Raw genomic sequence first — 12886 nt, forward strand, 5'->3', positions numbered from 1 at the left:
GACGATTACCAGGTGTGAATGTCGCTGGCCGTATCCGTCATGTAACGGACACCGCTAATGGTCGGCAGCAACTGATTGATCAGACGGTTCCAGCGGGCCACCGGCGCGGTCGTGACATACACCACGTCGTACGGTTGCAGACGGAATTCCGTCGCCATCACCAACGAGGTGGCATCGGACATATCAAGCTGATAGATATTGGCAATCTTGCCGTTACGCCCGCCCTCACCTTTCAGCGGACGAATCACAAAGATGCCGCTGGCGTTGGAGGTCGTCAGGTCGATGCCTTCAGCAGTGCCCAGCGCTTCGGTCAGCGTCATACCGCTGAAGTCCATTTTGAGCGTGCTCTGTTTCTTCACTTCGCCCATCACGAAGACTTTCAGATCGTCGTTGCGTGGTACAAACAGGATGTCTCCAGGGTAAAGCAGTCGGTTTTGACTGAGATCGCCGTTTTGCATCAGCGCTTGCAGGGAAATGCGCTGTTCCTGCCCTTTATGAGTCAGCACCACATTGCGCCAGTCGGCGGCGTCCGTCAGCCCTCCCGCAGCGTTAATGGCGTCGAGGACGGTCAGAGGAACGTTGGTGATCGCCTGCTGACCCGATTTATTCACCTGCCCGGAGACATACGCCTTCTGCGAGCGGAAAGCGGCGATATTAACGTCCACCTGCGGGTCAGCAATGTACTTCGCTAAGCGCCCGGTAATATCACTGCGGATCTCTCCCAGCGTTTTTCCAACCACGCTGACTTTGCCAATGTAGGGATAAAACATGGTGCCATCCGGCTGCACCCAGTTACCGGCGTCACTGGAGCTGCGATATTGCCCTGCTGGCGTGGTCAGTTCCGGGTGGTCCCAGACGGTGACATTCAGCACGTCACCAGGACCGACCCGGTACTGGTAGCTGGCGATCTCCTGGTCTAACGACATATTGGGTTGCGCCACGTTAGGTCTCGGGCGTAATTGTTCAACCAAACGCGGGGTTAACGGATAGACATTCACCATTCGGTCGAGATCAAAATCAGCGTCCTGTTGTTTGATGACATCTTTACCCATCGTAGACATATTGCTGCCCGGAAGTACTGTGCAGCCACTTATCAGGGCTACCGACACCAATAATGGCATCAATTTCATTTTGGATTTCATCATTGATTATTTATCACTTTGGCAGAGTAATTATCCTGTGCAATTTAAATAGCGACGTTACCTGTTCATATTTACATTGCAGTTAATTGAATAAAAATTTAACTGGCATCAGTCCTAAAAAATCGGCTTTCGTCCACAGGCTATTGACAGAATAATTGAGGCGCGTCTTCAGGCAACCAGGCACGCTACCGCCCCTGGCTTTTTAGCTACCAATACACTGATTCACCTGGTTTTTTACAATCCTCTTTATTTTCAAATTCTTGCCAACGGAACAGCTGCGCGGAAAATAATAAACACCCGACAGCATCTGCTTCGTCGCTGAAGAATATTTTTATTGCTTATTGCTAATGTTGCTGGAATTGTTGCAGCTAACGTAATAGCAGGCAAGGTAACTAGTCTGTACCTCACTCTTTTTAAGATTAATATTAAGGCTTAATTTTTATAATTTTAGGATTTTATTGATGTTGACAATATTAATTTCGACCAGCCACCTGCGATATTTCCTAAATATAATTCCGTACTCTATGCTTTCTCCGTAAAAATAGGATGGTTATTTTGACGTCAATTTTTCGCTGCCGCCCTTAGATATAAAGGAAGAGAAATCGCGTTACGGCATTGCAATTTGGCCCAGCTTTATCCATGATCGAATTGTGACAATTGTCATATAACCAGGGGTATTACGTTTACTATGGAATGGATTGCCGATCCGTCAATCTGGGCCGGACTTGTCACGCTTATAGTGATTGAGTTAGTCCTCGGCATTGATAACCTCGTCTTTATTGCTATCCTCGCAGAAAAACTGCCTCCTGCGCAGCGTGACCGCGCGCGCGTCACCGGGCTGCTGTTAGCAATGACCATGCGCCTGCTGTTGTTGGCGTCAATCTCATGGCTGGTCACGCTGACCACCCCACTCTTCAGCATACATGAGCTGAGTTTCAGCGCTCGTGACCTGATTATGCTGTTTGGCGGCTTCTTCTTACTGTTTAAAGCCACGATGGAGCTGAACGAAAGGCTGGAGGGGAAAGACAGCGATAATCCCACGCAGCGGAAGGGGGCGAAATTCTGGGGCGTGGTGGCGCAAATCGTGGTACTGGACGCCATCTTCTCGCTCGATTCGGTCATCACCGCCGTGGGAATGGTCGATCACCTTGCCGTCATGATGGCCGCCGTGATTGTCGCCATAAGTCTCATGCTGCTCGCCAGCAAGTCCCTGACGCGCTTTGTGAACAGCCACCCCACTATCGTTATTCTGTGTCTCAGCTTCTTGTTGATGATCGGGTTCAGCCTTGTGGCTGATGGGTTTGGATTCCACATTCCGAAAGGTTATCTGTACGCCGCCATCGGGTTCTCGGTGATGATTGAAGCCCTTAACCAACTGGCTATTTTTAACCGCCGTCGCTTTCTCTCTGCGAACCATACCTTGCGCCAACGTACCACCGAGGCGGTCATGCGCCTGCTGAGCGGACAAAAAGAAGACGCCGAACTGGATGCGCAAACCGCCTCAATGCTGGCAGATCACGGCAACCAACAAATTTTCAATCCGCAAGAGCGGCGGATGATTGAGCGGGTACTGAACCTGAACCAACGTACGGTCAGCAGTATCATGACCTCGCGTCACGATATTGAGCATATTGATCTCAGCGCGCCCGAAGCAGAAGTCCGCGCCTTGCTGGAAAAAAATCAACATACCCGTCTGGTGGTCACCGCAGAAAATGAGCAAGAAGATCTACTTGGCGTGGTGCATGTCATCGATCTGTTGCAGCAATCGCTGCGTGGCGAGCCGCTCGACCTGCGGGTGCTGATCCGCCAGCCGCTGGTGTTCCCGGAAACGCTGCCGTTGCTTCCCGCCCTGGAGCAGTTCCGTAACGCGCGTACTCACTTTGCCTTTGTGGTGGATGAGTTTGGTTCTGTCGAAGGGATTGTCACGCTCAGTGATGTCATGGAGACGATTGCCGGAAACCTGCCCAATGAAGTCGAGGAGATCGACGCCCGTCACGACATTCAGAAGAACCCGGACGGCTCCTGGACCGCCAATGGTCATATGCCGCTGGAAGACCTTGTGCAATATGTCCCGTTGCCGCTGGACGAAAAACGTGAATATCACACTATCGCCGGGCTGCTGATGGAATATCTACAACGAGTACCGAAACCCGGTGAAGAAGTTCAGGTTGGCGATTATCTGTTGAAAACGCTACAGGTTGAAAGCCATCGGGTACAAAAGGTTCAGTTGATTCCACTGCGCCATGATGAGGACGATCTGGACTACGAGGTGTGATGGAAACCGGATGGCCCGCAAAATGGGGGCCATCCGGTTAAGGGTTACATCTTATCAAGCAACTGCTTCACGTCTTTACCGTTGCGGCTATCTTTATTGCGATCCGCCCAGTTATTGAGACGACGTTTCGCTTCATCCTGCATATGTTTACGCAAAACCTGGTCTACCTGCAGGGTGTAATTCAGTGAATCCCAATTCCCGTAAACCCTGAGCGGAACCGGCGTCTCTTTCAGGAACGAGACCAGTTTACTGTCCCCTGTCCAGCCGCCGAGTACCTGAATGTTGAACTGCGTGTCACAGGTCTGATCGATAAGATCCACCATCCCTTTCCCGGAAAGCGCCAGAAGCGAAGATTGCCCCTGCATATCGTCGAGCGTCAATTCACCCTTTCTGAGCGTGACATCACTCTGGAAGTAATCCAGACGCGTCGCGTTATCGAAGCTTTGTTGTGATTGTACATCGCCCCCGTTCCGCTCCACAGCCTGTTGCACCAGCTGTTGGAAGTTCATCCCTTCCATATGCGTGTCGTTCATTTCGACATGCGCCTGACCCTGCCAGCTGTGACGAAATGCCCACGCATCAATATCCGCGCCGGAAAACTCCCCGGTCAGCGACATCTTCCCGGTCAGAGAGATGGGGTAATTAAAGGCCTTAAGAATGGTTCCAATCTCAACATTCTCAAGACGGGGATGAAACACTGCCTGCGGTTCTTGCTCCCGTGCATCCAGTTCACCCGGTAGCGAAACCAGTCCGCCATCAAGTTTCCCCTGTAGCGTTTCGATATTCAGCAGCCCTGACTGATTCGACATTTTGGCAGCGACATCGGTAAATTCCATCCCCCGCCAGTGCACATCGGCAGCCTGCAACGAAATGTCAGCAGAAAAACCGTGCAAGCCACTGTAAGCCGGTTCATCAATTCGCGATGCGATAACCGGTCTCGCGAGCGTTGGCTGGCTCTGCCCTTGCTGCGTAATACCATTTGCACCCACCACCTCTTCAGTGGGCGGGAGAAGATTATCAAGATTCAGTTTGCCAAACTGGAGGTCAATCACCCATTGCGGTTTATCATTGAGTGTAATCTCTGTTTTTCCGGTCAGCGTGCTGTCATTAGCGGTCAAATTGAGCTGGCTAAAAGAGAGTCTTTTTTCCTCTTCCTGCCACTGTGCCTGTAATTGCCCCTGCCCCTGAATCCCCTGTTTCGGTAAATCGGCCCCCTGCAATTGCCAGGTAAACTGTTGAATTGAAGCCGCCAGATTATGCGGATAATCAGACGCATCAACCGTACCATTGAGGGCGAGGTTCAGATCGCGCTGGTCGCGATTGACGCGTCCGGAAAACTCGAACGAACCGCGATGTTGGGTATCCTGTTCCATTTGCAGGTGGATATCGCGCACCGTGACCTGCTCATCGTTCTCATGCTGGAAAACCAGTACGCTGTCTACCACGCGTAAACTGGCGATATCAAACGACCAGCCGCGATCTTCGGCGATATCCGGTAATGTATTGTCTTTTGGTGCAATCGGGGCGTCTTTAATGGGCATCGCTTCCGATTGCGGGGTCAGTTGGATCACCGCCCCTTTCAGCATCACCTGCTCAACCTTGAGCTGATGACTCAGAAGCGGCCACAAAGAGACGTCAAGACGCATGTTGTCAGCGCGAATTAACGCCTCACTTGCACCCGGCGCCGTTAAGGTCATCCGCCCGGAGAGAATGCTAAGCTGCGGCCAGACATGCCAACGCAGTGGACCATCCAGTTCAAGTTGATATCCGCTACGGGCAGCAACCTGCTGCACCATATACGCGCGGAAATCATTTGGATTGACCAACATAACTAACGCAGAAAAACCGGCCACCAGCACGACCAGTAAGATCATCAGCGTCGTCAGAAATCGTCTCATGCTATCCTCAATGGAACGGAACAGGCTTAGTCTTTATCAATCCGGCTGGCAACAGCGCCTTGTTGATCGCGATATTTCGCATCTTCACGACGATTGTAAGGGCGTGCCGCGGGACCGGAAAGCGGTTCGAAGCTCAGTGCGCCAATCAACATGCCAGGGCGCAGCGCCAGCGGTAATTTCCCGGAATTGTAGAATTCCAGCACAATACAGCCCGACCAGCCGGGATCGATACGGTGCGCAGTCACGTGCACCATCAACCCCAGACGCGCCAGCGAAGAACGACCGTCCAGCCATCCCACCAGGTCCGGCGGTAGCGTAACAGATTCATAGGTCACGGCCAGCGCCAGTTCGCCAGGATGCAGGAAAAAGGCCTCGCCTTCATCCAGCACGATTTCATCGCTCATCACACGATCCAGCGCGGCGCTCACTTCAGCTTTAGGACCACTCAGGTCGATAAACGCGGCTGTATGGCCGCTGAAAGTGCGAAACTTATTGCCCAGGCGCACATCGACTGTCGCGCCGTTGATGCGCTCTACGGGAGGACGCGGGTTGATCGACAAACGGCCTTCATCCAGCCAGGCTTCAATATCTCGGTCACACAAACGCATGGTGCTTTCTCCTTTTGAGCATCAATCCCTTGACGTCTGGTGCATCAAGGGCGAACCAGGTTATCACTGAACGGTACACAATTCGCTGGGCTTATTCAAAGAACTGACTGATTTTCGCTTTCAGAATATCGATAGCGATGCGGTTCTTACCGCCGCGCGGCACGATAATATCGGCATACTGTTTAGACGGTTCGATAAATTGCAGGAACATCGGACGTACGGTTTTCTGATACTGCGCCATGACCGAATCCATAGAACGACCGCGCTCATTGACGTCGCGTTTGATGCGGCGCATCAGACAGATATCCAGCGGGGTATCGACAAAAATAGAGAAGTTCATCTCTTCACGTAACCGCATATCCGTCAGCAGCAAAATGCCTTCCAGAATAATGACTTTTTTCGGTTCAACACGAACCGTTTCTTTCATACGGGTATGTTCAACATAGCTATACACTGGCAGTTCAATCGGACAGCCGCGTTTGAGCGTTTGCAGATGTTGAAACAGCAAGCTGTGATCCATCGCATTCGGATGGTCATAGTTGGTTTTTACGCGCTCTTCCATCGACAGATGGCTTTGATCTTTGTAATAGCTGTCTTCGGGAATAACGCCAATATGTGCATCACCGACTTGTTCACGCAACTCACGATAAAGGGTACTGGCAATGAGACTTTTACCGGAAGCGGACGCGCCTGCGATACCGATAATGACGCACTGATGAGACTGATCAGTCATAAATTTAGCGACCTGATTAACCTGGATGTTAGGGAGGGCGGCGTAGAAACGCCAAACGCGGCAATTATAGGGATTTCAGGCGCGCGATACCAGTCGAGATAGCAGATGGCGCAGCGGCTGCTAAATTACCCCCCGCGCTTTCCCTTTCGCAAATTAAAACGGTCAACTTTAAATCAGGCTGGAAAATTATTTCCAACAGTAAGGAATTATTAACTTAATCGCGTCATTTTATGAACAGTTGACCTATAAAAGGTGAATTGTTTGTACTAGCATAACCACAGATAACAACTGACGCGTCCGGGTGTTCCGTGACGGTACGGGCTATTCGGATAACGTGGTAATGAGTAAACAATTCCAACATGTTTTAGTTACCCTGGCTCATCCTATACTGCATCTGATCAGTTTAGGCCTGGTGGCCTTTATCTTTACGCTGTTTTCGCTCGAATTATCGCGTTTTGGTACACAGCTGGCCCCTTTGTGGTTCCCCACCTCTATTATGACAGTGGCGTTTTACCGTCACGCGGGGCGCATGTGGCCGGGTATTGCTCTCTCCTGTTCGCTTGGCAGTCTCGGCGCGGCATTACTGCTTTTCCCTAACGTTTCGCTGAACTTTACCTATACCGCAATTAACATTTTCGAAGCCGTTATCGGCGCAATATTGCTGCGTAAACTCCTGCCCTGGTATAACCCATTACAAAACCTGAGCGACTGGATCCGTCTGGCGATAGGCAGCGCGGTGATTCCGCCTCTGGTGGGTGGACTCCTTGTCTGGTTGCTGGTGCCTGAAAGCGCGCACCTGGAAGCATTTCTTATTTGGGTTCTTTCTGAATCAATCGGTGCTCTGGCGCTGGTTCCCCTGGGTTTGCTGTTTAAACTGCATTACTTGCTGCGCCACCGGGATCCGCGCGTATTGCTTGAAACGTTGCTGACGCTGGCCGTCACGCTGGTGCTGAGCTGGCTCTCAATGCAGTATCTGCCGTGGCCGTTTACCAGCGTCATCGTGTTGCTGATGTGGAGCGCGGTACGTCTGCCACGTGTGGAAGCCTTTTTGATCTTTCTCGCGACGGTGATGATGGTGTCATTAATGATGGCCGTCGATCCATCGCTGCTCTCAACGCCCAAAGCCCACATCATGGCGAACGTCCCCTGGCTGCCGTTTGTCATGATTCTGATTCCTGCCAATGTAATGACCATGGTGATGTATGCGTTTCGCACCGAGCGTAAACACATTTCTGAAAGCGAGGCGCGCTTTCGCAACGCCATGGAATACTCCGCCATCGGCATGGCACTGGTGGGTACTGAAGGCCAGTGGCTACAAGCGAACAAAGCGTTGTGCCAGTTTCTTGGCTATAGCCAGGATGAGCTACGCGCGCTCACTTTCCAGCAACTGACCTGGCCGGAAGATCTCAATAACGATCTTGAACAGCTCAACATGCTGGTTCGCGGCGAGATCAACAGCTACTCGATGGAAAAACGCTACTACACCCGAGAGGGAGAAGTGGTCTGGGCGCTGTTGACGGTCTCGCTGGTTCGCCATAGCGATACCACTCCGCTTTACTTTATTGCGCAGATTGAAGATATCAACGACCTGAAACAAACCGAATGGGTCAACAAGCGCCTGATGGAACGGATTACCCTGGCAAATGAAGCGGGCGGTATTGGTATCTGGGAGTGGGAATTGCAGTCTGATGTCTACCTTTGGGATAAGCGGATGTTTGAACTGTATGAAATTCCTCCACACGTAAAACCCACCTGGCAAGTCTGGTATGACTGCGTGTTGCCTGAAGATCGCGATCATGCTGAAAAAGAGATCCGCGATGCGCTTGCTGCCCGTCGCCCCTTCAAACTGGAGTTCCGTATTACGGTAAAAGACGGAATCCGGCATATCCGCTCACTGGCAAACCGGGTCTTGAATAAAGACGGCGAAGTGGAACGCTTACTCGGCATCAATATGGACATGACCGAAGTGAAGCAACTGAACGAAGCGCTATACCAGGAAAAGGAGCGCCTTCACATTACGCTGGACTCCATCGGAGAAGCCGTTGTCTGTATTGACGTCGACATGAACGTTACCTTTATGAACCCGGTGGCGGAGAAGATGAGCGGCTGGCAGCAAAATGACGCAATGGGTGTGCCGTTACTGACCGTGCTGCGCATTACCTTTGGCGACAACGGCCCATTAATGGAAAACATCTACAGTGCGGATATGTCCCGCTCCGCGATTGAGCAGGATGTGGTGCTGCATTGTCGTAGCGGCGGCAACTACGATATCCATTACAGCATTACCCCACTCAGTACGCTGGACGGCGGCAATATTGGGTCAGTACTGGTTATTCAGGACGTCACTGAATCGCGTAAAATGCTGCGCCAGCTCAGTTACAGCGCATCCCATGACGCCCTGACCCACCTGGCGAACCGGGTCAGCTTCGAAAACCACCTGAAGCGTTTGTTGCAAACCGTTCGCGATGCCCACCAACGTCACGCCCTGATCTTTATTGACCTTGACCGTTTCAAAGCCGTCAACGACAGTGCAGGCCATGCCGCCGGTGACGCGCTATTACGTGAAATCTCGGCGCTGATGCTCAGTATGATCCGTTCCAGCGACATGCTGGCGCGTCTGGGCGGAGATGAGTTTGGACTGTTACTGCCTGACTGTAATATCGAAAGCGCCCGTTTCATCGCAACGCGAATGATTAACGCCATCAACGATTACCACTTTATGTGGGAAGGGCGTTTACACCGTATAGGCGCCAGCGCCGGGATAACGCGGATTGACGAACGCAATTATCTGGTAACGGACGTCATGTCACAGGCGGATATCGCCTGTTACGCCTCCAAAAACAATGGTCGTGGTCGCGTCACCGTGTATGAACCTCAGCAACAAGAGACGCATAAAGAACGGGGAATGATGTCGCTGGATGAGCAGTCGCAAATGATTAAAGACCATCCTTTGTTGATGATTGCACAGGGAGTGGCATCACCGCGGATCCCTGAAACATGCAGTTTCTGGTTGATTTCACTACGCCTGCACACCCGTGAAGGCGACGTCGTGGAAGAGCAGGCCTTCCGCGCGGGATTGGTCGACCCGGCACTCAATCATGCGCTGGATCGCCGCGTACTGCATGAATTTTTCCATCATGCGGCCCCGGCGATTGCACGCAAGGGGCTGAGCGTCGCCCTCCCCTTCTCCGCAGCCGGGTTAAGCAGCACGAGCTTAATCGATGAATTGCTGACCCACCTTGAACACAGCCCGCTCCCGGCGCGTCTGCTGCATCTGGTTGTGCCAGCCGATGTTATGATCACACATCCAACACAGACCGCTTCTGCGATTCAAAAACTGCGCCAGGCGGGATGCCGGATAATGTTCAGCCAGGTCGGTCGTGATCTGGAGATCTTCAGCCATCTGACTGCGCACATGGCGGACTATCTGCTGCTTGAAAGCGAACTCGCAACCAGCCTGCACGGTAATTTGATGGACGAAATGCTGGTTTCAATCATCCAGGGGAATGCACAGCGGCTGGGAATCAAAACGCTTGTCGGCCCGGTTCAGACGCCCGTTATCATGGATGCGCTTTCCGGCATCGGGATTGACCTGATTTATGGCGATATCATTGCCAACGCTCAGCCATTGGATCAACTACTTAACACCAGCTATTTCGCCATCAATTGACGGCTGCCAGCCCTCTGTATACCAGATATGCAACAACGCGTAGGAGCGCCAGGGTTTCCAGCGCTCGGCATAACGCCGAATCTGAGCGGGCGTCATGCCGGGAAAGCGCTGTTTAATCAGATAATCGTCTGGCAAAAAAATGTCCTTTGCCTGCCAGCCGCGCAGCGCGAAGTAACTGGCGGTCCAGCGACCAATACCGGGAAACGTTTGTAGATCTTTGACGCCGAGTTCGATGTCAGAGGGCGGCGTGACCGCTAATGCGCCATTCAGCGTCGCCTGAGCCAGATGGATCAACGCTTCACCGCGTTTGAGGGGCATCCCCAGAGCTTTAAGTTCGAGCGGATCCGCAGCAGCCAGCGTTTCAGGACCGGGAAAACAGACATATTCCGCAGCATCTTCCAGCGTCTCGCCATAACGGCGGGCCACTTTCGCGGTCAGTTTAGCGGCCATCGCCACACTGACCAGTTGTCCCAGAATCGCCCGCACGCCCTGCTCAAACGCATCAACCGCGCCAGGCAGGCGTAACCCTGGGCGAGCAGCCCCCAGTTCGCCAAGCGCATCGCTCACCAGTAATGGGTTACAGCGAAGATCGAAGAGTCGCTCGATTTTCGCCAGACATTCCGCTGCGACGGGCTGTAAACCCGGACTCAGGGTAATCTGCAACGTATGTGTCTGAAGGTCAGGCAGCGCGGTCAGCAACCCCCGATGCTCTCCAATAGCCAGACTTCGCTCGTAGGACGACGCGCCCACGGTTTCCACGCCATCAACCGCACGCGCGGCGAGAAAACCCAACATCCAGGACCAGTCATACGGCGGTTTCCAGTTCAGGGTATACATTGCGACTCCTCTAATCGTGAGTCTTCAGCATAAACGGTTTATCCGCGTTACGCCTTGCTTTCATATTCCAGTTGTCGGGACGGCAACATTTCGTTAAAGTCACGCCCCTTCTTCACTGGCATGGGGATTTTTCAGTGTTCATTGGTTTTGATTACGGTACGGCGAACTGTTCAGTGGCCGTTATGCAAGACGGGCAACCACGCCTGCTCCGGATGGAAAATAACAGCACGCTATTGCCCTCGATGCTTTGCGCCCCGACGCGCGAAGCGGTGAGTGAATGGTTGTACCGCCATCACGATGTCCCGGCAACGGATACCGAAACGCAGGCCTTGTTGCGTCGCGCGATGCGCTATAACCGTGAAGAAGACATTGATGTCCACCCGGAAAGCGTACAGTTTGGACTCGGCTCTCTGGCCCAGTACATTGACGATCCTGAAGAAGTTTACTTCGTTAAATCGCCCAAATCGTTCCTAGGTGCCAGCGGACTTAAGCCGCAGCAGGTTGCGCTGTTCGAGGATTTGGTTTGCGCCATGATGCTGCACATCCGTCATCAGGCACAGCATCAGTTGCCGGAATCGATCACGCAGGCGGTCATAGGTCGCCCGATCAACTTTCAGGGGTTAGGCGGGGACGACGCCAATGCCCAGGCGCAAGGGATTCTGGAACGTGCGGCAAAACGTGCAGGGTTTCAGGAGGTCGTTTTTCAGTACGAACCTGTTGCCGCAGGGCTGGATTATGAGGCCACACTGACCGAAGAAAAACGGGTTCTCGTTGTGGATATCGGCGGCGGTACCACGGACTGCTCCTTGCTGTTGATGGGCCCACAGTGGCATCAACGCGCCGATCGTGAAACCAGCCTGCTCGGCCACAGCGGCTGTCGCGTTGGCGGTAACGATCTCGATATTGCACTGGCGTTTAAAAACCTGATGCCGCTGCTCGGTATGGGGGGAGAAACAGAAAAAGGCATCGCGCTGCCGATTCTGCCGTGGTGGAATGCCGTCGCCATCAACGATGTCCCTGCGCAAAGTGATTTTTACAGCACCGCCAACGGTCGCTTACTTAACGATCTGGTGCGTGACGCGCGTGACGCAGACAAAGTCGCGCTGCTGCTCAAAGTCTGGCGTCAGCGTCTGAGCTATCGCCTGGTACGCAGTGCGGAAGAGAGCAAAATTGCGCTTTCCGAACAGCCCCATGTCACCACGTCGCTGCCTTTCATCAGCGACGAACTCGCAGCGGCGATCAGCCAACAAGGGCTGGAAGCGGCGCTGAATCAACCGTTGGCAAGGATTCTGGAACAGGTTCAACTGGCGCTGGATAACGCACAGGAAAAACCGGATGTGATTTACCTGACCGGCGGCAGCGCACGTTCACCGCTGCTCAGGAAAGCACTGGCCGAACAGTTACCGGGAATTCCGATTGCCGGGGGCGATGATTTTGGTTCTGTCACCGCCGGTCTGGCGCGCTGGGCGGACGTGGTTTTTCGCTAACTGTCTCGCAAGCTCAACCGCGAGTGGATTGACTTTATCGTTGCCAACGCTTAACGTCAGGAGTGAGGGTAAGGGAGAGGTTTTCCCCCTCCCCCTGGTGTCTTAGTATGCTGGCAAGCTGATAACTAAGAGTATCACCAGTATGATGACTAGCCGCATCATAACCCTTTCCTTATTTAAGGCCCCTTCCTCGGGAGGGGCTTTCCCGTTTCAGCGTCCTGCTGAAATGAGTGGCT

At 52.9% G+C, this 12886-nt stretch carries 9 protein-coding genes; 3 read left to right on the plus strand and 6 right to left on the minus strand.

Annotation, left to right across the window (positions count from 1 at the left end):
• Positions 1-5: 5 nt before the first annotated feature.
• Positions 6-1145 (minus strand): polysaccharide export protein, encoded by a 1140-nt coding sequence (locus tag CJP72_RS05880; RefSeq protein ID WP_162379960.1) that lies wholly within the window; start codon positions 1143-1145, stop codon positions 6-8.
• Positions 1146-1830: 685 nt separating this feature from the next.
• Between CJP72_RS05880 and CJP72_RS05885 the strand changes: the two genes are divergently transcribed.
• Positions 1831-3417 (plus strand): TerC family protein, encoded by a 1587-nt coding sequence (locus tag CJP72_RS05885; RefSeq protein ID WP_162379961.1) that lies wholly within the window; start codon positions 1831-1833, stop codon positions 3415-3417.
• A 44-nt stretch (positions 3418-3461) separates the two neighbouring features.
• On the opposite strand, the gene asmA is transcribed toward CJP72_RS05885, so the two are convergent.
• The 3 genes from asmA to udk all read right to left on the minus strand — a co-directional run bounded on the left by asmA (position 3462) and on the right by udk (position 6656).
• Entirely contained in the window at positions 3462-5315 is a 1854-nt protein-coding gene (asmA, locus tag CJP72_RS05890) for an outer membrane assembly protein AsmA (RefSeq protein ID WP_162379962.1), read from the minus strand.
• Between the two features lie 26 nt (positions 5316-5341).
• Positions 5342-5923: a dCTP deaminase gene (dcd, locus tag CJP72_RS05895; RefSeq protein ID WP_162379963.1), complete on the minus strand. Its 582-nt coding sequence runs from the start codon at positions 5921-5923 to the stop codon at positions 5342-5344.
• Positions 5924-6014: 91 nt separating this feature from the next.
• The gene (udk, locus tag CJP72_RS05900) at positions 6015-6656 is read right to left on the minus strand and encodes a uridine kinase (RefSeq protein ID WP_162379964.1); all 642 of its coding nucleotides are present in this window, start codon (positions 6654-6656) and stop codon (positions 6015-6017) included.
• 340 nt (positions 6657-6996) lie between these two features.
• Between udk and CJP72_RS05905 the strand changes: the two genes are divergently transcribed.
• Complete coding sequence (locus CJP72_RS05905) at positions 6997-10326, plus strand: diguanylate cyclase (protein WP_162379965.1); 3330 nt, start codon at positions 6997-6999, stop codon at positions 10324-10326.
• Here the strand turns inward: CJP72_RS05905 and alkA are convergent.
• Positions 10294-11163, minus strand: coding sequence for a DNA-3-methyladenine glycosylase 2 (gene alkA, locus CJP72_RS05910; RefSeq protein WP_162379966.1), 870 nt, complete (start codon positions 11161-11163; stop codon positions 10294-10296). The genes CJP72_RS05905 and alkA overlap by 33 nt on opposite strands.
• 134 nt (positions 11164-11297) lie before the next feature.
• Here alkA and yegD point away from each other — a divergent pair, with 134 nt between their 5' ends.
• Entirely contained in the window at positions 11298-12650 is a 1353-nt protein-coding gene (gene yegD / locus CJP72_RS05915; RefSeq protein ID WP_162379967.1) for a molecular chaperone, read from the plus strand.
• Between the two features lie 102 nt (positions 12651-12752).
• Here yegD and CJP72_RS26265 read toward each other — a convergent pair whose 3' ends face one another.
• The gene (locus CJP72_RS26265) at positions 12753-12812 is read right to left on the minus strand and encodes a type I toxin-antitoxin system Ibs family toxin (RefSeq protein WP_112919032.1); all 60 of its coding nucleotides are present in this window, start codon (positions 12810-12812) and stop codon (positions 12753-12755) included.
• Positions 12813-12886 lie beyond the last annotated feature (74 nt).

Origin of the sequence: Citrobacter sp. NCU1 (genome assembly GCF_010231475.1) — a bacterium.
In the GTDB taxonomy this organism is placed as follows: domain Bacteria; phylum Pseudomonadota; class Gammaproteobacteria; order Enterobacterales; family Enterobacteriaceae; genus Citrobacter_D.

Coding starts and splice junctions, on each gene's coding strand:
- udk (WP_162379964.1), bottom strand. CDS start 6,656: ATGACTGATCAGTCTCATCAGTGCGTCATTATCGGTATCGCAGGCGCG.
- alkA (WP_162379966.1), bottom strand. CDS start 11,163: ATGTATACCCTGAACTGGAAACCGCCGTATGACTGGTCCTGGATGTTG.
- CJP72_RS05885 (WP_162379961.1), top strand. CDS start 1,831: ATGGAATGGATTGCCGATCCGTCAATCTGGGCCGGACTTGTCACGCTT.
- dcd (WP_162379963.1), bottom strand. CDS start 5,923: ATGCGTTTGTGTGACCGAGATATTGAAGCCTGGCTGGATGAAGGCCGT.
- CJP72_RS05905 (WP_162379965.1), top strand. CDS start 6,997: ATGAGTAAACAATTCCAACATGTTTTAGTTACCCTGGCTCATCCTATA.
- asmA (WP_162379962.1), bottom strand. CDS start 5,315: ATGAGACGATTTCTGACGACGCTGATGATCTTACTGGTCGTGCTGGTG.
- CJP72_RS05880 (WP_162379960.1), bottom strand. CDS start 1,145: ATGATGAAATCCAAAATGAAATTGATGCCATTATTGGTGTCGGTAGCC.